23 protein-coding genes and 1 pseudogene are annotated in these 20,949 nt (G+C 62.8%); 7 read left to right on the top strand and 17 right to left on the bottom strand.

The window, feature by feature from the left end:
- Window positions 1-25 precede the first annotated feature (25 nt).
- Complete coding sequence (locus ACSQ3L_RS25635; RefSeq protein WP_436162441.1) at window positions 26-724, top strand: ribonuclease HII; 699 nt, start codon at window positions 26-28, stop codon at window positions 722-724.
- Window positions 725-983: 259 nt separating this feature from the next.
- Here ACSQ3L_RS25635 and ACSQ3L_RS25640 read toward each other — a convergent pair whose 3' ends face one another.
- The 7 genes from ACSQ3L_RS25640 to ACSQ3L_RS25670 all read right to left on the bottom strand — a co-directional run bounded on the left by ACSQ3L_RS25640 (window position 984) and on the right by ACSQ3L_RS25670 (window position 6,582).
- Entirely contained in the window at window positions 984-1,475 is a 492-nt protein-coding gene (locus ACSQ3L_RS25640) for a F0F1 ATP synthase subunit B (RefSeq protein ID WP_436162442.1), read from the bottom strand.
- A 10-nt stretch (window positions 1,476-1,485) separates the two neighbouring features.
- The gene (locus tag ACSQ3L_RS25645) at window positions 1,486-2,085 is read right to left on the bottom strand and encodes a F0F1 ATP synthase subunit B (protein ID WP_436162443.1); all 600 of its coding nucleotides are present in this window, start codon (window positions 2,083-2,085) and stop codon (window positions 1,486-1,488) included.
- Between the two features lie 78 nt (window positions 2,086-2,163).
- A complete protein-coding gene (locus ACSQ3L_RS25650; RefSeq protein ID WP_006206606.1) occupies window positions 2,164-2,388 on the bottom strand; it encodes a F0F1 ATP synthase subunit C in 225 nt (74 codons plus the stop codon).
- Window positions 2,389-2,474: 86 nt separating this feature from the next.
- A complete protein-coding gene (locus ACSQ3L_RS25655; RefSeq protein WP_292185521.1) occupies window positions 2,475-3,233 on the bottom strand; it encodes a F0F1 ATP synthase subunit A in 759 nt (252 codons plus the stop codon).
- A 59-nt stretch (window positions 3,234-3,292) separates the two neighbouring features.
- The gene (locus tag ACSQ3L_RS25660; RefSeq protein ID WP_436162444.1) at window positions 3,293-3,700 is read right to left on the bottom strand and encodes an AtpZ/AtpI family protein; all 408 of its coding nucleotides are present in this window, start codon (window positions 3,698-3,700) and stop codon (window positions 3,293-3,295) included.
- Window positions 3,701-3,954: 254 nt separating this feature from the next.
- A complete protein-coding gene (locus ACSQ3L_RS25665) occupies window positions 3,955-5,136 on the bottom strand; it encodes a cell wall hydrolase (RefSeq protein WP_436162445.1) in 1,182 nt (393 codons plus the stop codon).
- 144 nt (window positions 5,137-5,280) lie between these two features.
- Window positions 5,281-6,582: an MFS transporter gene (locus ACSQ3L_RS25670; protein WP_436162446.1), complete on the bottom strand. Its 1,302-nt coding sequence runs from the start codon at window positions 6,580-6,582 to the stop codon at window positions 5,281-5,283.
- Between the two features lie 119 nt (window positions 6,583-6,701).
- On the opposite strand from ACSQ3L_RS25670, the gene ACSQ3L_RS25675 reads away from it, so the two are divergent.
- Window positions 6,702-7,622 (top strand): LysR substrate-binding domain-containing protein, encoded by a 921-nt coding sequence (locus ACSQ3L_RS25675; RefSeq protein ID WP_436162447.1) that lies wholly within the window; start codon window positions 6,702-6,704, stop codon window positions 7,620-7,622.
- 183 nt (window positions 7,623-7,805) lie between these two features.
- Here ACSQ3L_RS25675 and der read toward each other — a convergent pair whose 3' ends face one another.
- Window positions 7,806-9,236 carry a ribosome biogenesis GTPase Der gene (der, locus tag ACSQ3L_RS25680; protein WP_436162448.1) on the bottom strand — a complete coding sequence of 477 codons (1,431 nt, stop codon included), beginning with the start codon at window positions 9,234-9,236 and terminating at the stop codon, window positions 7,806-7,808.
- Window positions 9,233-9,898, bottom strand: a complete 666-nt coding sequence (locus ACSQ3L_RS25685) for a tetratricopeptide repeat protein (RefSeq protein ID WP_436162449.1) — start codon at window positions 9,896-9,898, stop codon at window positions 9,233-9,235. The genes der and ACSQ3L_RS25685 overlap by 4 nt, the downstream gene beginning before the upstream one ends.
- A 212-nt stretch (window positions 9,899-10,110) precedes the next feature.
- Between ACSQ3L_RS25685 and ACSQ3L_RS25690 the strand changes: the two genes are divergently transcribed.
- Window positions 10,111-11,118: a polysaccharide deacetylase family protein gene (locus ACSQ3L_RS25690; protein ID WP_436162450.1), complete on the top strand. Its 1,008-nt coding sequence runs from the start codon at window positions 10,111-10,113 to the stop codon at window positions 11,116-11,118.
- Window positions 11,119-11,154: 36 nt separating this feature from the next.
- Here ACSQ3L_RS25690 and sbmA read toward each other — a convergent pair whose 3' ends face one another.
- From sbmA to ACSQ3L_RS25705, 3 genes are all read right to left on the bottom strand, one after another.
- On the bottom strand, window positions 11,155-12,414 hold the full coding sequence (sbmA, locus tag ACSQ3L_RS25695; protein ID WP_436162451.1) for a peptide antibiotic transporter SbmA: 1,260 nt from the start codon (window positions 12,412-12,414) through the stop codon (window positions 11,155-11,157).
- Between the two features lie 114 nt (window positions 12,415-12,528).
- Entirely contained in the window at window positions 12,529-13,689 is a 1,161-nt protein-coding gene (locus ACSQ3L_RS25700; protein ID WP_436162452.1) for a YbfB/YjiJ family MFS transporter, read from the bottom strand.
- Between the two features lie 117 nt (window positions 13,690-13,806).
- Window positions 13,807-14,022: a hypothetical protein gene (locus ACSQ3L_RS25705; protein WP_436162453.1), complete on the bottom strand. Its 216-nt coding sequence runs from the start codon at window positions 14,020-14,022 to the stop codon at window positions 13,807-13,809.
- 95 nt (window positions 14,023-14,117) lie between these two features.
- Between ACSQ3L_RS25705 and ACSQ3L_RS25710 the strand changes: the two genes are divergently transcribed.
- From ACSQ3L_RS25710 to ACSQ3L_RS25720, 3 genes are read left to right on the top strand one after another with little or no spacing between them, the layout of a single operon-like run.
- Window positions 14,118-15,110, top strand: coding sequence for a LysR substrate-binding domain-containing protein (locus tag ACSQ3L_RS25710; protein WP_436162454.1), 993 nt, complete (start codon window positions 14,118-14,120; stop codon window positions 15,108-15,110).
- A complete protein-coding gene (locus tag ACSQ3L_RS25715) occupies window positions 15,107-16,363 on the top strand; it encodes an aminopeptidase (RefSeq protein ID WP_436162455.1) in 1,257 nt (418 codons plus the stop codon). Before ACSQ3L_RS25710 ends, ACSQ3L_RS25715 begins: the two co-directional genes overlap by 4 nt.
- A gap of 19 nt (window positions 16,364-16,382) precedes the next feature.
- Window positions 16,383-16,736, top strand: a complete 354-nt coding sequence (locus ACSQ3L_RS25720) for a DUF488 domain-containing protein (RefSeq protein ID WP_436162456.1) — start codon at window positions 16,383-16,385, stop codon at window positions 16,734-16,736.
- A gap of 217 nt (window positions 16,737-16,953) precedes the next feature.
- On the opposite strand, the gene ACSQ3L_RS25725 is transcribed toward ACSQ3L_RS25720, so the two are convergent.
- Complete coding sequence (locus ACSQ3L_RS25725) at window positions 16,954-17,292, bottom strand: ArsC family reductase (protein WP_436162457.1); 339 nt, start codon at window positions 17,290-17,292, stop codon at window positions 16,954-16,956.
- A 123-nt stretch (window positions 17,293-17,415) separates the two neighbouring features.
- Between ACSQ3L_RS25725 and ACSQ3L_RS25730 the strand changes: the two are divergent.
- Window positions 17,416-17,550: pseudogene (locus ACSQ3L_RS25730) on the top strand (SRPBCC domain-containing protein); the annotation flags it as partial.
- A 98-nt stretch (window positions 17,551-17,648) separates the two neighbouring features.
- On the opposite strand, the gene ACSQ3L_RS25735 reads toward ACSQ3L_RS25730, so the two are convergent.
- The 4 genes from ACSQ3L_RS25735 to ACSQ3L_RS25750 form a co-directional block, all read right to left on the bottom strand.
- Entirely contained in the window at window positions 17,649-18,002 is a 354-nt protein-coding gene (locus tag ACSQ3L_RS25735) for a SnoaL-like domain-containing protein (RefSeq protein WP_436162458.1), read from the bottom strand.
- A 133-nt stretch (window positions 18,003-18,135) separates the two neighbouring features.
- Complete coding sequence (locus tag ACSQ3L_RS25740; RefSeq protein WP_436162459.1) at window positions 18,136-18,765, bottom strand: 2'-5' RNA ligase family protein; 630 nt, start codon at window positions 18,763-18,765, stop codon at window positions 18,136-18,138.
- Window positions 18,766-19,051: 286 nt separating this feature from the next.
- Complete coding sequence (locus tag ACSQ3L_RS25745; RefSeq protein ID WP_436162460.1) at window positions 19,052-20,137, bottom strand: ABC transporter ATP-binding protein; 1,086 nt, start codon at window positions 20,135-20,137, stop codon at window positions 19,052-19,054.
- Window positions 20,127-20,735 (bottom strand): cupin domain-containing protein, encoded by a 609-nt coding sequence (locus ACSQ3L_RS25750; RefSeq protein WP_436162461.1) that lies wholly within the window; start codon window positions 20,733-20,735, stop codon window positions 20,127-20,129. The genes ACSQ3L_RS25745 and ACSQ3L_RS25750 overlap by 11 nt, the downstream gene beginning before the upstream one ends.
- Window positions 20,736-20,949 lie beyond the last annotated feature (214 nt).

Raw genomic sequence — 20,949 nt, forward strand, 5'->3', positions numbered from 1 at the left:
GAGCCGATGCGAACCTCGCCGCAACATGGCTCGCGCGCGTTCTGATTCTCCGCCTCTCTTTGAGATCATCGAGAAGCCCGACTTCTCCTTCGAGACGAAGGCGATGGCGGACGGTCTGTGGCCTGTTGCCGGGATGGACGAGGCCGGTCGCGGTCCCCTGGCCGGGCCGGTGGTTGCCGCGGCCGTGGTGCTCGACCCTGCCAACATTCCGGACGGACTCGACGATTCCAAACGTCTCAGCCATTTGCAGCGTGAAGCCCTGTTCCTGCGAATTCTCGGCTCCGCGCAGGCGGTGTCGATGGCCTCCATCAGCGCCGAGGGCATCGACGGCAGCAACATCCTCAAAGCCAGCCTTGAGGCGATGCGCCGTGCGCTGGTCGGGCTGTCGGTCCGACCGAAGCTCGCCCTTGCCGATGGACGCGACGTGCCGCCTGGGCTGCCTTGCGCGGGGCGCGCACTGATCAAGGGCGACCAGCGCTCGCAATCGATCGCCGCCGCCTCGATCGTCGCCAAGGTGATGCGCGACCGTATGATGTGCGGTTGCGGCAATCACCACGACCGCTACGGGTTCGAAGTCCATATGGGCTACGCCACGGTCCGCCATCGCACGGCGATCGAAGCGCATGGGCCGGTGGCACGGCTGCACCGCGTGTCGTTTGCGCCGTTCAGATTGGGTGGAGTGGAAGTGGTTGAAGAAGAGAGCTTTGCTGGATTGGATAGCTAATCTCCCCCCTCGTGGGGGAGATGTCCGGCAGGACAGAGAGGGGCGCTGCCCCGCCGACCTCTCAATCGATTTCAATTCGCCCCTCAGGCTTGTCCCGGTAGATCGCAGGACAACAAAGGTTAGCGTTCCTTCACGCCCCCCTCTGCCCTGCCGGGCATCTCCCCCACGAAGGGGGAGATCAGCAGCATTGGTGTCAGCGCCACAGTAAAAAGCCGCCAGGTTGCCCGGGCGGCTTTGATTGTACTGCATCTACCAAGGCTCAGTTCAGCTTCGACTTCACGTCCGCAAGCGATGCCTTGAACAGATCGGCACCCGCCTTGGCGTCGATCTTGCCGGCGAGCAGCGCGCGTGCTGCCTCCACGGCGATGTCGACGGCGCTGGCGCGGACTTCGCTGATGGCGTCACGCTCAGCCTGACCGATCTTCTGCTCGGCAAGCGCGGTGCGCCTGACGACATAGTCCTCGGTCTTCTTGTGCGCCTCGGCGGCAAGCATGTCGGCTTCGCGCTTGGCGGCGGCGACGATGTCGGCGGCCTCCTGCTCGGCTTCCTTGCGCTTGCGCTGGTACTGGCCGAGCAGCTGCTGGGCCTCCTCGCGCAGCCGGCGCGCTTCTTCCAGCTCATTGCTGATCCTGGCGGCGCGGGCGTCGAGTGCCTTGGCGATCATGCCAGGCACTTTGATGTAGACTGCAACGCCGAGGAAGATGACCAGGGCTATCGTGGCCCAGAGCGTCGCGAGAGATGTGTAATCCATGATGCGCTCCTCACCGGGCCACGGATTTGACCGCGGCCGCGATCTCGGCCTTGCTGGCCTTGCCGCCGACCAGGGCCTCGACGATCGCCGAAGCTGTGTCCTCGGCGATGCTGCCGACTTCCTTCATGGCATTGGCCTTGATGGAAGAAATGCGGGCTTCGGCCTCGCCAAGCTTTTCATCGAGCGCGGCCTCGACCTTCTTGCGTGCGGTCTCGGCTTCAGCCTTGGCCGCATCGTTGGCCTGCTGGCCGATCGCGTTGGCCTTGGTCTTGGCTTCCGCCAGTTCCTGCTCGTAGGCAGCAACGGCGGCGTCGGCTTCGCCCTTCAGCTTGGCTGCCTGATCGAGATCCTGCGTGATGCGGTCGTTGCGGACATCGATGATGCCGCCGACGCGCGGCATCACCACCCGCTTCAGGAAGAGATAGAACAGCCCGAAGGTGATCGCCAGCCACAGAAGCTGCGACGGGAACGTCGCCGGATCGAATGGCGGAAACGTGCCATGCGCTTCGGCAGGCACGCCGGTGCCGGAATGCGTGTCGCCTTCCGTCGCAGCGTGGCTGGTATCGGCTGATGGCGCGGACTCTTGCGCGAAGGCAGATGTCACGAACATGGACTATCCCCGAAATTCAGGCCCGCCGCTTGCGCGGCCGGCCTGTTCAATCCTCTCATGGCTTAGCCAGAGAGGGGCTCAGCCGAACAGGGCCAGAAGCGCGATGAGAAGCGAGAAGATGCCCAGAGCTTCGGTCACGGCGAAGCCGAAGATCAGACGGCCGAACTGGCCATCGGCAGCCGACGGGTTGCGCAGCGCGCCCGCGAGGTAGCTGCCGAAGATGTTGCCGAGGCCAATGCCCGCGCCACCCATGCCCAGGCAAGCGATGCCGGCGCCGATGTACTTTGCTGCTTCTGCGTCCATTTGTTCAACTCCTTTGGATCTAAAATTCCGTTGCGATTTCCATCCGGCGCCAATGTTGGAAATTCTTGGGCCGAAAACTCTTGAGTCTAATGCCCTGGGTGCAGGGCGTCGTTGAGATACATGCAGGTCAGCACGGCAAAGACGTAGGCCTGCAGGAAGGCGACCAGCAGTTCCAGCGCCGTCAGCGCCACCGCCATTGCCAGAGGCAGGATCGAGCCGGCGACGCCGACCGCGCCGAGCGCGCTCAAGCTGACGACAAACCCGGAGAACACCTTCAGCGTGATGTGCCCGGCGAGCATGTTGGCAAAGAGACGAACCGAGAGGCTGACCGGGCGCGACACGAACGAGATCACTTCGATCAGCACCACCAGCGGCAGCAGGAACACCGGCACGCCATGCGGCACGAACAGCTTCAGGAAGCCAAGACCATGCTTCATGAAGCCGTAGACGACCACGGTCGCGATCACCAAAGCGGCAAGGCCGAAGGTGACGATTATGTGGCTGGTGACCGTGAAGAAATACGGGAACAGGCCAAGCAGGTTGGCGACCAGCACGAACATGAACAACGAGAACACGAACGGGAAGAACTTCATGCCTTGCGTGCCGGCGGCATCGCGCAACATGTTGCCGACGAACTCATAGGCCATCTCGGAGACCGACTGCAACCGGCCTGGAACCAGGCTACGGCTCGACGTGGTGAGAAACAGAAACGCAGCCGCGACGACCACGGTTGCGACCATGAACAGCGCCGAATTGGTGAAAGACAGATCGTAGCCGCCGATCTCGATCGGAATCAGCTTGTTGATATGGAACTGGTGGATCGGATCGACCTTGTCAGCTGCCACGTTCAAACCCCGTCAATGCCGCGTACGGCCTCGTTAGCATTACCGCACATGAAGCGCGGTCATTTCTTGTCGTCCTGGTCACGGCGCGACTTATCGCCCTGTCCGAATTCTGCCACAACGCCAGCGGAACGCATGACATTGAGCACTCCGGCGCCAAAACCGAGCAGCAAAAACACGATCAGACCCCATGGCGATGTCCCCGCCAGACGGTCGATGATCCAGCCGATGCCGGCACCCACCACCACCCCGGCGATAAACTCGCTGGAGAGTTTGAGCGCCTGGCCATATCCGGCCACACTGCCCGCTTTCGCGTCGTCTTTCCCCTCGAGCCGGTCCGACCGCCTTGTCGCAAGCGATGCTTCAAGATTACGCCGGCGGCGCTCAAGATCGTCGTCGCGGATGTCGGGTTCATGCTGCTTGCCGCGGCCGGTTTCTCCGGTTCCGTCTGGCCCATTCTTGTCGGCCATCGCAACCCCCCTGCCCGGTCAGACCGTCACCGTCCGTCCGCTTCTAAAGTCGCCGGCAACATAGTTAGAGGGTTTGCGCCCGTCAAGCCACGGGCGGAAGTTCATTGCCATGTATTTTAGGCAACAAAATCAACCAATTAGAAGGGTGCGACATCGTGCCCGCCACGATGATGGGTATGCATGGCGCGAATCCCCCGGGCAACAGCTCTTTGATCGACCGCGCGCCACGTCAAAGATCAGCGGCTGTTGCGCGCTCAGCTCCAGCCGCCGCCATAGGTTCGATAGAAGATATGCAGGCCGATCTTGGTCATCTTCTGCATCGTGCGCGCCCAGACGGGATGGACATATTGGGCGTAGTAATGGGTCGACGATCCGACCTCCGGGATGAAGATCTTGCCGGCGGTGACAGCCATGGCGATATCCTGGGCAGTCTTGTAGGCGACCGGACTGTCGATGCGCTTTCTCCTGCCGTCGCAGGCGAAGGAGAACTGGCAACGGTTGAACCAGCTGTCGTTCTGGTAGACGACACCGCAGATCGAATTCGGATAGGTCGGGTTGCGGACGCGATTGAGGATGACCTGGGCGACGGCGGCCTGGCCGCGCACGGATTCGCTCCTCGCCTCGAAATAGATGCCGTTGGCCAGGCATGCCTGCTCCTTCTTGGAGAAGACACTCGCCGGCAGCGGGTTCTGGATCCAGGAATGATCGCCCTTGGCCATCGGCGGAATGAAGCGGCCGTCATTGGGCTGCTCGTCCTGAAGCAGGGCTTCGAAGGGCGATGCCTTGGCATAGTCGGGCTCGGACTGCGCATAGGCGGTCGCCAGCACGTCCGGATGGTCATTGTTGACCAGCGAAGCGAGCATGGCCGGCACGCCGGGATCGGGCTTCTTGTCCTCGCGTGTATGGAACGCCGCGGCGATCTGGATTTCCTTGCCTTTGATCTGCGGCTTGGCGAAGGCCATCTTCAAACCGCTGTCCATGCTGGGCCGCAGCAACGAGGAGGTGCGCTCGAAGATCGAACCGGCATTGAAGTTCTTCGGCGGTGCGACGGGAGACATCTGGACGATGCGCCCCTTCTTCTCGGCGCGCACGACGCGATCCTCATCGGGCGTGCCGCTGACCTTGCCGCCCTTGCCGCGAAACGACACGCTGCCGACACCGGCCAGGTGGATACCCGATCCGGAGATAGAGCCGGTGATATCGGAATCGACAAAGGGCATCTCGGCCGCATGGGTCGAACCGGCGACGGATTTCTCGACATAGGAATTCCAGCGGGTGTTCGCTTCGAGGCCTGAGACAAGGCTCGTCATGTCCTGGTAAGCGGCGACCGTCGGAAAGCCGATCCAGATGCCGAGACCGATGACGAACGGAGGCAGAAAGCCACGTCTTCTCTCACCGGCGGCGGCAGCCAGCCGCTTCAACACGCGTCGATGCACGGAACTCTCTCCAGGAACGCTACAGACCCCACTGGAGAGCAAAATGATGCATTAACCTTGATGGGACGTTAACGGGTTCGATCGGGTTTTCCCGGTCGGCTGGAGGTCGTGGTTGCGAAGTCGGGCGGTTTTGCGGCAGGCCGTTCAGGCCGGCCTCAGGAAAATCGGCCAGGCGATCAGCGCGCAAATAGCGGCGGACAGCCAGACGCCGGACCACGACCAGAGATGCAAGAGTCCCGGAATGGCCACCGGCACCAGGAAGAAGCCGATGAAAACGAAGCTGTTGGCAAGGCTGAGCGCGGTTCCGACATGGCCGGCACCGGCAAGCGTGGCAAGCTCGGTGTAGGCGACGCCGTGCCAGGCGGAGACCGAGATGCCTGCGACAATCAGCACACCGGGAAGGAGCGCCATCAGGAAGAACTGGCCGCCCGGCATGGCGGGGCCGGCCAGAACCAGCAGCCAAAGCACAGCGAAGGCAAGTGCGCTGAGCGCACTGCACAAGCGAAGAAACTGGCGGCGGTTGCCGTGGCGATCGGTGAAGCGGCCGCTCCAGACGCGCATGACCATGGCACCGATCTGCACGGCGGCGAGGCTCGCGCTGATCGCCGCCGTTCCCAGTCCGACGAAATCATGCAGGAACACGGAGGCGAAGGTGAGCACGGCCACTTGCGGAAAGCAGAGCAGGCCCACGGCGGTCGCGATACGCCAGACGTCGCGATTGCGCAGCGGCGCCGGTCCGGCCACAGAAGCCGCAGCGAGACGGCCTTCGCCCGCCGCCGGCGGCGGCTCGTGCAGCCAGCGCCAGGCGAACAGGGCAGAGAGAGCGGATGCACCCGCCAGAACCCCGAACACCGCGGTAAAGCCGAAAGACAGGGCAAGCGCGGGCAGGACGAGCGCGCCAAGGCCGCCGCCGAGCGGCACCGCCGTCTGCCTGATGCTCATGGCAAAGCCGCGCTCGTTTTCCTGGAACCAGCCCATGATGGCGCGGCCGCTCGAACCGTTGACGCTACCACCGAGCAGTCCGGTGATGAGCAGGCTCGCGGAGAGCAGCGTGACGTTGGGAATGCCGGTCCTTGTCGGCACGACCAGCATCGCCATGGCCAAGAGCCACGCCGCCGTGGCGCCGAGCCCGATGAGAAGCACGCGGCGATCGCCCCAGCGGTCGGTGAGCAAGCCCCAGGGCAGTTCGCTGAGCGCGACGCCCAGCCCGAGAAGGCCAAGCGCCAGGCCGAGTTCGGCATTGCTCAGGTGATAGCCCTGACGAAGCACGACTGCTGTCGCCGGTATGCCGGCGAATGTGGCTGAGAAGCTGGCATTGGCGGCAACGCCGATGCCCAGGACCTTCCAGCGATGGCCGGGCTTGAATACCCTCCCGGCGGAGCCGGCAGCCATATCTTCCAGGCGTTCCGGCGGCCGTCGGTCGGTGCAATTGACGATGGCGGACATGATTTCGTTCCCATGCTTGGTCAGCGGTCTAGCCTTGACGGTTTGTCTCTAGCGCCATAGTTTTGTCCTGAAAATCAGGAAGTTTTAAACTTAGCATCCTGAAAATCGGGACTAACCATATGCGACGCGTGACATTCGACCTCGACGTTCTGCGCAGTTTCGTCACCGGCATGGAGCTGGGCAGCTTTGCCAAGGCGGCTGACCGGCTTGGCCGCTCGACGTCCGCGGTCAGTGCGCAGTTGAAGAAACTGGAAGAACAGGCGTCGACGCCGATCTTCCGCAAATCGGGGCGCGGCCTCGCCTTGACCGAGGCCGGCGAGACGATGCTCGGCTATGCGCGTCGGCTGATCGAATTGAATGACGAAGCGGCATCCGCCATTCACGATGTCGAGCTGGAAGGCTGGGTAAGGCTCGGCCTGCAAGAGGATTTCGGCGAGGCGGTGCTGCCTGACGTGCTCGGCCGCTTCGCCCGGGCGCACCCCAAGGTCAAGATCGAAGCCAGGATCGCGCGCAGTAGCGATCTTGCCGAACGGGTCCTGTCAGGCAGTCTCGACATCGCGCTCGCCTGGCACAGCGGCGAGACGCTGCCCTATAGCGAGCATGTCGCCGATGTGCCGATGCGCTGGATCGGACCGGCAAAGCGCATCGAGACCAGCCTGCGCGACGGTGAGCCGCTGCCGCTGGTGGCGCTCGAAGCGCCATGTCTTTTGCGCACGGTGGCAACCGAAACGCTCGACAGGGCCGGGCTGTCGTGGCGGATGGCCTTTTCCAGCCCGAGCCTTGGCGGCATCTGGGCAGCCGTTGCGGCGGGGCTGGGGCTGACGATCCGCACCGACATCGGCCTGCCGGCCAGCGTCAGCGCGATGACACCGGAGATCGCCGGGCTGCCGGTACTGCCCAAACTGGCGCTCTTTCTGTATCGCCGGGATGCCGAACTCGAACCAGTGGCGGCGCGTCTAGCCGACATTTTGCTTGAGGCTGCGCGGCTGGCACTGCCGGGCGACGCGCGCATGGATCGGGCGCTGAGAGAAGTAGCTTAGTTTCTTGAAAAGCGAAGTTGCTAAACCTTCTGAAAGGCACAGCACTCCAGAACCGAGCACCCGGCGTTGAGTTCCTTCACACCCCCTCTGTCCTGCCAGCGTACGAAAGATCTTGCGGCAAAGGCACTGTTGCGTCACACCTCAGCCGAGCGAAGATGCCACAGCGCTAAAAGGCCCGAGCCTTCAGCGTTTCTTGGACCTGCCGGCGAACGGATTGTCCGAGGTGCGCAGCGCGATGCGGATCGGCACGCCGGGCATGTCGAAGGCTTCGCGCAGGCTGTTGGAGAGATAGCGGACATAGGATTGCGGCATCGCATCCGGCCGCGAGCACTGCACGACGAAACCCGGCGGCCGGGTCTTGGCCTGCGTGACGTATTTGACCTTCAGCCGGCGCCCGGCCACGGCAGGCGGCGGATGATGCGCCAGAATGCCTTCCAGCCAACGGTTGAGCTTGCCGGTCGAGACGCGGCTGTTCCACACCTTGTGGGTCCTGATGACGGCATCCATCAGCTTGTCGAGGCCGCGTCCGGTCTCCGCCGATACGGGTACGGCCTGGAGGCCGCGCGCCTGAGGAAGAAGCCGTTCGGTCTTCTCACGCAGTTCGGCCAGAAGCTCCTGGGGATGGTCGATCAGGTCCCATTTGTTGAAGGCGATCACCGGCGCCCGGCCTTCCCTGATGATCAGGTCGGCGATCTGCAGATCCTGCTTCTCGAAGGGAATGGTGGCGTCGAGCACGATGATGACGATCTCGGCGAAGCGGATGGCGCGTAGGCCGTCCTGAACCGACATCACTTCCAGCTTCTCGTGGATCCTGGCCTTGCGGCGCATGCCGGCCGTGTCGAACAGCTTCAGGTGGCGGCCATGCCAATCCCAGTCGACCGAGATAGAATCACGGGTGATGCCGGCTTCCGGTCCGGTGAGCAGCCGCTCTTCGCCGATCAGCGCGTTGATCAGCGTCGACTTACCGGCATTGGGGCGGCCGACGACAGCGATGCGCATCGGCTTGGTGTCGTCATAGCTGTGCTCGGCATCCGGATCGGCGATATCCTCGCCGATCAGCACCTCGCCGGCGGCGATTTCTTCGTCTTCGCCATCCTCGTCTTCGCCGAAGGCGCGCGCTTCGCCGAGCGCGCCGATCACGGCATCGCGCAGGTCGGGCAGGCCTTGGCCATGTTCGGCCGAAACCGGGATCGGCTCGCCAAGGCCGAGTTCCCAGGCCTCCAGCATGCCGCCCTGGGCGCCCTTCGCCTCGGCCTTGTTGGCGACCAGCACGACCGGCTTGCCGGACTTGCGCACGATCTCGGCGAAGGTCCTGTCGTCAGGCAACAGGCCGGACTTGGCGTCGATGGTGAAGAAGATAAGGTCGGCCTCGCGGATGGCGATCTCAGTCTGCGCACGCATGCGGCCGGGCAAGGTCGAGGCGCCCGCGTCCTCGAAGCCTGCCGTGTCGATGACGTCGAAATGCAGGTCGTAAAGCTTGGCGGCGTGGACGCGGCGGTCGCGGGTGACGCCCGGCGTGTCGTCGACAAGCGCCAGCTTCCTTCCCACCAGCCGATTGAAAAGAGTCGATTTGCCGACGTTAGGTCTGCCGATGATGGCGACTTTGAAGGTCACGACGCACTGCCCGACCCGCGGATCAGCTCGGACATCAACGTTGCGCGCTCGCGGGTGTTGCGCGGCGCGCCGTCATCGGCGGCGATCTGGTCGAACAGCTTTAGCGCATCCTGCGTCTTGCCTTCCTTCCAGGCGGAAAGGCCGAGCGCCTCGCGCGCCGTGTGGCGCAGCGTGTTGGTGTCGGACGTGAGCGCTTCGACACGGCTGGAGACATCGGCAAAGGAGCCATTGTCGACGAGCAGGAGTGCTGCCCGCAGGCGCGCCATGTCGCGAATGCCCTGGGGAATGGCCGTGTCGGCGGCGACTTCGTCGAAATCCTTGACCGCGGCGGCGACATCGCCCTTGTTTGCCTTGACGGTCGCGCCGCGCATGCGGGCGAGTAGCGGATAGGCGCCGTAGCCATCCTTCTCCAACTGGTCGAGTGCGGTCAGCGCCTCGTCGTTCTTGCCGTCATTGGCAAGCTTCAGCGCCTGCGAGAACGCATCGCCCGAGCGGTTGGCGCGTGTCTCGTCCCAATAGCGATAGCCGACGAAGGCGGCGGTGCCGAGCACCACGAGGATCGCAAGGACCAGCAAGGCAGGACCGAAACGGTCCCACAGCGCCTGCGCCTGCTCGCGACGAATCTCGTCGTTGACTTCACGGATAAAACTGTCGTCGGACATCGATCAAACCATTCCTGCCCGGTCGGGCCTTTGTCAGCCCGCGTTTTAGCGAAATTTTGCCGGCATGGAAGGGGTTCAACCGGAAAATCGCCTATTCCCCAGGGCAAACGGATGTTTGCCCTGGGGAAGCAGCCAAAAAGGCCAATCGCACCCGCGCCACATTTAGGCGATAGCCGGCTTGCAAACGTTCCCCGGGTTAAGATCGATTGCCGATGTACCGTCCATTTCGCGTTGTTGCGTTTTCGCTTGCCGCGCTTGCCACTGCCGGTGGGGCTCTGGCCGACCCGCCCGCGCCACCGGCGCCGGCCAAGCCGAAACAGGTCGTCATCATCTCGTTCGACAGCGCGCGCGACATCTCGCAGTGGAAGCGCAGCCGGGCACTGGCTGAGCGCACCGGCGCGCATTTCACCTATTTTCTCTCCTGCGTCTTCCTGCTGTCGCCGGAAACCCGCAAGGAATACACTGCACCCGGCAAAAGCGCCGGCAAATCCAACATCGGCTTTGCCGCTTCGAAGCAAGAAGTCATCGAGCGGCTCGAGCAGATCGGCCTTGCCGCGCATGAAGGCCACGATATCGCCAGCCATGGCTGCGGCCATTTCGACGGCAAGGACTGGAGCAAGGCAGACTGGCTGAAAGAGTTCAGTTCGTTCGAGCACATTCTCGAGAACGCCTATGCGATCAACGGCATTGCGCCCGAGCCCGGGGGCTGGCGCGATTTCGTGCGGCATGCGGTGGTCGGCTTTCGTGCCCCATACTTGTCGACCAGCAAGGCGCTTTACGAAGCGCTGCCGGCGGCGGGCTATCAATTCGACGCCAGCGGCGTCTCGCAGGGTCCGGCCCTGCCGACAGCCAGCAACGGCATCGTGCACTTTTCGCTGCCGCAGATTCCGGAGGGACCGAAGTCACGACCGGTGATCGCCATGGACTACAATCTTTATGTCAGGCATTCCGGCGGTTTCGAGCGGCCAAGCAAGGCGGACGAGTTCGCCAACCGGACCTATGATGCCTTCCGCGCCGCCTTCGACAAGCAGTATGTCGGCAAGCGCATTCCGCTGGAACTCGGCTTCCACTTCGCGCTGATGAATGACGGCGCCTACTGGAACGCGCTGGAGCGCTTTGCCGGCGATGTCTGCGTCAAGGCCGATGTCGAGTGCATCAGTTTTCGCGATTATGTTTCGCGGCAGGATGCTTCCCAGAAGCAAGCTTCGGTCGGCGGCTGAGCCGCCAACCCGGTTCGATTTCCGACCCCCCGGTTTTTAGGCCGGATCCTCGGCGCCTTGTCTTGCCAGGTAGCGCTGGTCGATTTCAGGCAGCGGCTCGCCTTGCAGCGTCGCTTCGAAGGCACGCAGGCGTTTGTGGACCGATTGCAGTTCGACGATGGTCGACCAGGAGGTGAGCAGAAACTGCAGCGAGCCGGTCACCTTGCCGAAGGCGTTCGATATCTGGTTCAGCGCGCCGAACGTTATCTTGTGCGCCACCAGCGACGGACCCAGGATCAGCAGTGAGAAAATGTTGTCGGCCTGCAGGTACGTGTACCGAACGACGTTGAAATAGATGTAGTGGAAATAGAGCCTGAAATAATTATGACGAACATTGGCGAACAGTTCGGCGGTGGTGGCTGGCTGGGCTCTGTCGGCGTGATCCTCGCCGTAAACGAGTTCCTTGCGATAGGCGGCTTCGACACGCTGGTTGCGGAACTGCAGGCCCGGGAGTTTCAGGCCGGCAACCATCACCGAGATCGTTCCGAACAGACACCAGGCAAGGGCTGCGACAACCAATGGCTGCGGGATCGCGCCGATAATCGGCAACTCGGTGATATGCGCCTGCAACTGGATCATGACCGGCAGAAATGCGATCAAGGTCATGATCGACTGGACGAAGCTGGAGCCGAGATCTTCCATGATCTGCGAGAACCGCATCGTATCTTCCTGGATACGCTGCGAGGCACCCTCGATATGGCGTAGCCTGCTCCAATTCTCGACGAAGTAGTTGTTCATCGCCGTGCGCCAGCGGAAAATCCAATGGCTGACGATGAAGGCATTGACCACCTGCACATTCATGCCGACCAGCGCGAGCCACGAAAAATCGGCCAATCCGATATAAAATTCGCTGTTGGTCGACTTTCCAGTCCCCGACATCAGTCCCTGCACATAGTCGAAGAAGGGTCCGTACCAGGCGTTGACGGCGACACTGACCTGCACATTGAAATAGATGAAGAACAGGATGACCGCGGTCATCAGGATCGACCAGCGCTGCCATGGATGCGGCGAATACCAGCTCCAGAATGCGTAGAAGACGGCCACGCAGAACGCGAAATAGAGATAAAACCATAGAAATGGCGGCGACATGAGGATCGCGATGCCAATGATGGGCGGCGCGCCGGCAACAGCGGGCGGCAATCCGAAAACCGCGCCCAGTTGTTCACCACCGAAAAACCAGAACAGGATCGCCGCAAGGCTCCAGACGGCGGCCGAAGTGAAGAAGAGCTTCGGCTGCGGGAAAAAAGATACGAACACTGTGGCGAATTCCTCGATCTAGGCGCAAATCAGGCTGACTACGGCGGGCATAAAGTCACACATTAGCGGGAAAGAAAATGCCCGTGCCCGATGCCCGGCACAGCAAGCCCACAATCATGGCGATTTTGGCGCAGCCGACCAGGTGACGGCGCCGGAGACGACCAGCATGGCCGCGGCGACGATCGAGGCGAGGAAGAAATCGCCTGACGCCTGCGCCAGCAATCCGGCGGCGATCGGGCCGATGATCTGGCCGAGGCCGAACGAAGCCGTCATCAGGGCGAAGATGCGCCGAGGCGCCTGTGGCGCCTGCTGACGTCCGGCCTGCAGGCCAAGTGCTGTGATGGCAATGAAAGTGCCGCCGAGCAACACGCCGCCTAGCAGCGGCCCGGTGTGTCCGCCAATGGCGACGCTGGCGGTGACGCCAACAACTTCGACGAAGCACGCCAGCGCATAGGTGGCATAGAGGCCGGTCCGGGCAGCGATCTTCTGCCAGAGCCAGACTGACGGGAAGCCCGCAAGACCGGCGCCCATCCACACCATGGCTTCGAAGACGCGGCTGCCGCCGCCTTGCCGGACGATGGCGACGAGGAACGTCGCCGTTACCACGTAGCCAAAACCAAACAGACCGTAGGCGACGATGATCTTGATCAGCGAGCGGTCTTTCGCCAGCGCCGGCTCCGGGCCGGCTTCGCCATTGGCCAGCGGACCCTCGTTTGCCAACAGCGCCACCACCACGAAACCGCCGGCCGAAATCGCCGCCGACCACAACCAGCCAGCCGCCCAGCCGGCATGCTCGGTGACCAGCACCGCCATCATCGCCGCGGACACCGCGATGCCGAGGCCAACGCCGCCGAAATGCCACGCCTGCAGGTCGCTGCGCCCGGCAGCGTTTATGTGGCTGAAAACGATGCTGGCCATGAACACCATGACCAAGGCGCTCGCCAGACCGGCCAGAAAGCGGATGACGAGAAAGGCGGCCATCGCATCGGTCAGCCCCATCAGCGCGGCGAGGACCGCACTGGCGCCAAGCCCCACCAGCATCAGCAGGCGCTCGCGCCCATGTGCCCAGCCGCCCGCAGCGGCAAACGCGCCGACGAGATAGCCGAGATAATTGGCCGAGGCGATCCACCCGGCATCGGCCGGCGACAGATGCAGTTCCTCCATCATGCCGGGCAGGATCGGTGTGTAGACGAAACGGCCGATGCCCATGGCAACCGCCATGGCTATCATGCCGGCGAAAGCGAAACGCAGCGCGGTTGAGGTGGCCGATATCATTGCAGCGCACAATAAATGCAGGGATCGTTGAAACAATCCGCCATCTGTTGGGCCAGTGCGGCCGCAGGACGTGGCGCTCGCCTCGCCCTTCCCTAAGCCGGAACGCTTAGCGTCCGCTCAGCAGCGGCCGCCGGCGTGCAATGAAGCCGTCTCGTGCACTGTCCGCCGCGCCGTCAGCCTGAACGGCACGTCGCCCAATTCGCGCTCCGCCATGGTGTTCAGGACGGGATGTGCAAGCGGATCGGTCAGCCATCTCTGCGCCTCGCTCTCCCGGCGGCGCGGCTCACCCGCAGCGAAAAAGACCTTCAGCGACGACGACAAGATCCTTAGCATTTCCGGCTCCACAGGCCTGTTTCCGCTTTTAGAATCTGCCGTTTCGATGTGTCTTTCAATTGAGATTTCGGGCGGACCGGTTTAGAAAAACTCAAATGACCATGCTCAATCGCGTCCATCTCAACGGCCTTCGCGCCGTCGAAACCGTTGCCCGTCTCGGATCGCTGGCGGCGGCGGCCGGTGAGCTCAACGTTTCCGTCAGCGCCGTCAGCCAGCAGATAAGCCGCACCGAAAAACAGCTTGGCCAGGCGCTGTTCGAACGAACGACGAGCGGTCTGGTGCTGACAGAGTTCGGCGCCCTCTTCGCGAGCCGCCTCGGCGCTGGATTTCGTGAGCTTGCCCAGGCCGTGGCGCTGGCCGACGAGGCGACGCAATGCACATTGGTGGTTTCGGTGGCGCCGGCCTTTGCCTCGAAATGGCTGTTGCCCAGGTTATCGCGCCACTTCGACCGGCATCCCAACGTACTGCTGCGCATCGACGCTTCGGTGCGGCTGGCCAATCTCGATCACTCGGACATCGACATCGCCATCCGGCTCGGCGACGGCAAATGGCCGGGCGGGCGGGCGGAACTGCTCTTGGCGCAGGAAGTCTTCCCGGTCTGCGCGCCGGCGATCGCCCAAAAACTGAAGTCGATCGAGGACCTTGCACAGACCTGCGCAATTACCGACGAGCGGGCGATGATCAACTGGGAGAGCTGGTTCGAGACAGCAGGCGTTCCACCCGTCACCTTCCTGAAGGGGGCGCGTTTCACCGACCCGATGCTGTGCCTGGAATCGGCGATCGCCGGCCATGGCGTGATGCTGGGCTGGCAATTGCTCGCCGCCGATGCGCTGGCCGATGGGCGGCTGGTGGCGCCGTTCGGAATCCGCGCCCAGAGCGGGCTCGGCTATTGGCTGGTGACCTCCAGCACCAAGGCCGAAAGTCGCAAGGTCCGGGACTTCAAGGCCTGGATCAGGGAAGAGATCGAGGCAACGATGGCGCAGTTCGGGTCCGACACTGCAGAACCCGCCGGCGCGATCGCGGTGGAAAGCACCGTGGCACCGAGCTATGTAGAGTCGGACATCAAACTACGACAGGCAGGATCATGACCACACATTCGCGCGGCGTTTCCGCATCGATCGACCCGGTGAAGCTCGACAGGCTGGCGGAAGTCGCCATCAAGGTCGGACTGCAATTGCAACCGGGACAGGATCTGGTGCTGACGTCGTCCATCGCGGCACTGCCGCTGACCAGGCGGATCGTCGAGCACGCCTACAAGGCCGGCGCCGGGCTGGTGACACCGATCTTCAACGATGACGAGATGACGCTGGCACGCTACCGCTTCGGCGCCGATGCGAGCTTCGACCGCGCCGCCGGCTGGCTCTATGAAGGCATGGCGAAGGCCTTTTCCAACAATGCGGCCAGGCTGGCCGTACGCGGCGAGGATCCGTCGCTGTTGTCGGCGCAGGATCCGGCGAAAGTGGCGCGCGCCAACAAGGCCAATTCGATGGCCTACCAGCCGGCGCTGGAAAAGATCACCGGCTTCGACATCAACTGGAACATCGTCGCCTATCCGGACCTCGCCTGGGCCAGGCAGGTTTTTCCTGATAATGCCGACGACGTTGCGGTCGTGAAGCTCGCCGACGCCATCTTCGCCGCCTCGCGGGTCGATGTTGAGGACCCGATCGGCAACTGGAAGGCGCACAATGCAGCGCTGCGCAGCCGCACGGAATGGCTCAACGGCCATAATTTCCATGCGCTGCACTTTACCGGACCGGGCACCGACCTGACCGTCGGGCTGGCGGACGGCCATGAATGGATGGGCGGCGCCTCGACCGCCAAGAACGGCATCACCTGCAATCCGAACATCCCGACCGAGGAGGTCTTCACCACGCCGCATGCAAGGCGGGTCGAGGGTCATGTCTCCTCGACCAAGCCGCTGTCCTACCAGGGCACGCTGATCGATGAGATCTCTGTGCGTTTCGAAGAGGGCAGGATCGTCGAGGCCAGGGCATCGAAGGGCGAGGACGTGCTGAAGAAAGTGCTCGACACCGACGAAGGCGCGCCGCGCCTGGGCGAAGTAGCGCTGGTGCCGCATTCCTCGCCGATCTCGGCGAGCGGCCTGTTGTTCTTCAACACGCTGTTCGACGAGAACGCCGCCTGCCACATCGCACTCGGCCAATGCTATTCGAAGTGCTTCGTCGACGGCGCCTCGCTCAGCCAGGACGAGATCGCGGCGCGCGGCGGCAACAAGAGTTTTATCCACATCGATTGGATGATCGGTTCGGACAAGATCGACATTGACGGCGTCCACAAGGACGGAGCCCGCGTGCCAGTCATGCGCAAGGGCGAGTGGGCCTGACCCGTTTACGGAGGGTCCGATGGCCTTCGATCTGGCGGTCAAGCGTATCTACGAGCCACCCGCTCCCGACGACGGGCAGCGGGTTCTGGTCGACCGGATCTGGCCGCGCGGCGTCAGCAAGGAGGGCGCCGCGCTGACGCTGTGGCTGAAGGACATCGCGCCGAGCAACGAGCTGCGCAAATGGTTCGGGCATGAACCGGCGCGCTGGGCGGAGTTCCGGGAGCGGTACCGGCTTGAGCTGGATGGGAATGGCGAGGCGGTGAGTGAATTGCGCGGCCTGCTTCGCCACGGCAATGTGACGCTGCTCTACGGCGCGCATGACGAGGCGCATAACAACGCGGTGGCGCTGGCGGGGTATCTGCGCGGACGCTGAAGACCTTCTTTTTGCGAGTCGGCGGGACAGCGCCCCCCTCTGGCCTGCCGGCCATCTCCCCCTCAAGTGGGGAGATCCGCTGTCATCGTCGTCTTCGCAAATCACGAACGCGACAAGAATGGCGGAGCGGCGAAGCTGCCAATCTCCCCACTTGAGGGGGAGATGTCCGGCAGGACAGAGGGGGGCGCGACGGAACACCGCGGAACGAGAGGCGGCTCTACTTCCCCACCGCCTCTTCATAAACATCAGCCTTGAACCCCACCAGAACCCGGTCGCCGACCTCCAACACGGGCCGCTTGATCATCGTTGGCTTGGCCAGCATCAGCGCCTTGGCGTTCTTTTCGTCGAGGCCCTGTTTTTCCTTGTCCGGCAGCTCGCGGAACGTCGTGCTCGCCTTGTTGAGCAGCTTTTCCCAGCCGACCTTGCTAACCCAGTTATCCAGCCGCTTGGCGTCCAGTCCCTCTGCCCTGAAATCGTGAAACCGGTAGGCACTTTCATGGCCCTCCAGCCAGACGCGCGCCTTCCTGACCGTGTCGCAATTGGTGATGCCGTACATGGTGATCGTCAAAGCTGCTTTCCTTGGGCTGACCGTCGAATCCGCTTCGCAGCCTAAAACCGCCCTTCCCGCTTTGCCAGCGCCACTGCGGTATCTTCGGAATGTTCGGGTTTTCAGCCAGACGGCAGGGGCACGCGCTACACCGCTACCGCCATCCACCGCGACGAGGCGACCCGCAACAACCACGAGGAGATGGGTTTCTTCGACGGCTGGGGCACGGTGGCCGATCAGCTTTCGCAGTATGTGAAGTCGATTTGAGCATCCCACATGGCGGCCAGAACATCGTCCCGGTCGCCATGCCTGTTTCGACCCAGCGACAAGAGCAGGCTCCCTAAAGCCGGTGGATTTTCCCGGCCTCAATAGTAGAAGCGCTCTTCGGTGATCTTGCCGTTCTTGACCGTGTAGAGGCCGACTTCATCCATGGTGACACGCTCGCCGGTCGCCTTGGGCGTGATGTCGAACTTGAAGCGCACCGCGAACTGGTCGCCGTTGACATAGGGACCCTCGACCGAGCCGCCATGCACTTCATTGTTCTCTTGCCACCACTGGCCCTTCTGCCTGAGAGCCTCCTTGCCCCGGGCGATGGCCATTGGCCCCTCCATGGCTTCGAGGCTGACGATATCGTCGGCATTGTATTTCTCAGCTGCAGCCTCGTTGTCGCCCTGCTTGAGCAGCTCGGTGAAATCCTTGGCAATTTCCGCGATGGTCATTTGTGTTCCTCCTGTTCAGACGAATTGCAAATAGGGAACAGCTTGCCAGCCTGCCATCGTCGGACAGTGCGGTAGCTGACAAGCCATGTCAGGATGATGGGCGCGTGGATCACGTGACGACGATTTAAGGCGTTCACATCGCGGGCCGGGCATCGTCCTGGCCGGTCAATTGCCAATGGTGAGGCACATCATACCGACCTTCCTGGATGAAGCTATGGACGAGAGCAAAACCACGCACTGTCCAACTAATCGGGTCGATCGTCTTTTCGCGAATTTTGGGCACTCCCATTTTGTCGCGAAGCAGCGTGACATGCGGTTCAATGGACTTCGTGAGAAAGAGCTTTAACGGGCTATCCGAAATCACTGCCGTGAGGTTTCGCCAGAACTCTTGCAGCGACGGATTACCGTCGCTGCTACGCAAAACAAGCGCGCCACCGCCAAAAGCGCACAAGCGATCAAAAGAAACGTCGAAGGGTTTTGCGACAATCATTGAACCTATGTGGCTAGCGAGTTCGACCAAGCCGTCCGGCAGTCCGTCATGGTCGCCGAGTCCAACAAGCGAGATGTGATTGGCAATTATTTTCCCTTTCAGCCCGAATTCCTCGCGCCAAGCAGTCGCTTGTAAAGCGACAGGGTCGGCGATGGTGCCTTCCATCAGGTGACAGAAGAACAACCGATCGGTGCGACGACGCCTGTTCCGCTCATGCCAATTGAAAGATGTTTGACCGTTTTCAGCTGTGTTGAACGTGGGCAGTTCATTCATGTCCTTCCTCCTGTGCGCCACCCCATCTCCGCCAAGCCGGAAATTTTAGAACAAAAAGAGAACAAATCAAGCAGAAAACGAAGCGAGCGTTGGTGCTTTCCGCATCAGCGCCCGCGAGCTCAACGGTTGAAGAAGCCTGCTGAGCAGGGCTTAAGCCTACGCCCCCGTAGCCGATGATGCCCTTGACCTCGAAAAAATCGTGGATTGCCCAGTCGGCATACTCGCAACCGTTGCCCGACTGCTTGTAGCCGCCGAACGTGTGCTCCGGTTTTAGAGATCGGTTGGACTAGCTTGGCAGCACCGGGCAGTTGGCGCCACGGCGCAGACTGATATGAGCGATGTCGCCGACGCTGAATTGAAAACCCTCGGCCTGGCGCGGCGCGTCGATGACAACAGGTGCGCCCTGCCCGAGCTCGGCATGCAGGCGCAACGTGCGGCCGTGAAAGACGATGCTGTTGACGCGTGCCGGCGCCGTGCCCGGCGCGGCCTCCGTCATCGCCAGCAAATCCTCCGGACGCACGCCAATGGTCCGCACCTCGCCTTCGCCGGGTGACCGGTCGGTTTCAGAAATGGCCTCCAGCGGCAGGGCGCCGGCGGTGAAACGCAAGCGATCTCCATCGCGGCCGAGAAACCGTGATTGCAGGAGATTCATGGTGCCGATGAAGCTTGCTACAAACTTCGTGGCGGGCCGGTCGTAGAGTACGGCCGGCGGCGCGATCTGCTCGATGCGGCCCTTGTTCATGACGACGATGCGGTCGGAGATCGACAGCGCCTCGGTCTGGTCGTGGGTGACCATGACGAAAGTGGTGCCGAGCCGCGACTGCAGCCGCTTCAGTTCGACCTGCATCTGTTCGCGCAGATGCGCGTCGAGCGCCGACAGCGGCTCGTCGAGCAGCAGCACGCGCGGTTCGCAGACGATGGCACGCGCCAGCGCGACGCGCTGGCGCTGGCCGCCCGACAGTTCGGAGACGCGGGCGCCGATCTTGTCGGCGAGGCCGACCATGTCGAGGGCTTCGCCGGTGCGCTTTGCCTGCTCGGCTCCAGACAGTTTGCGCAGCGACAGGCCGAAGCCGACGTTTTCGGCGACATTCATGTGCGGGAACAGCGCGTAGTCCTGGAACACGGTGTTGACAGGGCGGTCGAACGGCCGAAGTGCGGTGATGTCGCGACCATCGAGCAAGACCTTTCCGCTCGACGGGCTTTCGAAACCGGCGATGACGCGCAGGCTGGTGGTCTTGCCGCAGCCCGACGGGCCGAGCAGCGTGATGAACTCGCCGCTGATAATGTCGAGATCGACGGCGTCGAGCCCGACGATACCGCCAGGAAAAATCTTCGAAACCGCCTGCAGCCGGACGAGTGGATCAGGCGCCATCGCGAACCTCGGACGGCTTCGTGGTGTTGACCCAGAGAATCTGGCAGCGCTCGGCGCCCGGATTGCGGAAGGCATGCAAAAGCGTGCTCTTGAAGGCAAAACTGTCGCCGGTCTTCAGCCCGTATTTTGTCGAATCCACCACCAGTTCGACCTCGCCTTCCAGCACATAGCCGAATTCATGGCCGGCATGGGCATAGGCCTCGGCGGTGCCGCCACCTGCTTCCACCGTCACCAGCATGCCGGTCAGCGTCGCGCCCGGCGGCGACAGCAGCGCCTTGGCGATGCCTTCCGACTTGACCGGGATCTGCCGCCGGCTGCTAGCGCGTACGCAATAGAGGTCGTTGACGGCATCGTTGCCGTCGGCGATCAGCGCCGACGGCTCGATGTCGAGGGCGGCGGCGAGCGGCCAGATCACCTTGACGCGCAGCGAGGACATGCCGCGTTCGATCTGGCTCAGCGCACCGATCGACACGCCGGCTTTTGCCGCAAGATCGGCCAGTGACAGGTTGCGCTCCAGCCGCAGCGCCCGCACGCGCCGGCCGACCCGCACATCGGCATCGTCCTTCGGCTTCTCAGCCGCTTCATCCAGCATGTCCATCAGTCGGTCCTCGTTTGCTTTTCCCTTCTCCCCTTGTGGGGTGAGAAGCGGTTCGCACAGCGAACGAAAAGCCAATTGCTTGGCTTTTCGAGCTTCGAACGCCCTGAGCCTGCGAAGGGCCGGGCGTGGTTAGTCGATCCACCCTGCCGGGTCCCCGCTGCTTCGCAGCGTCCCGGCGTTCGCCGGCCTTTCATCGTGCCACTGGCACGATGAA

Origin of the sequence: Mesorhizobium sp. LjRoot246 (assembly GCF_964254115.1) — a bacterium.
Classification (GTDB): Bacteria; Pseudomonadota; Alphaproteobacteria; order Rhizobiales; family Rhizobiaceae; genus Mesorhizobium.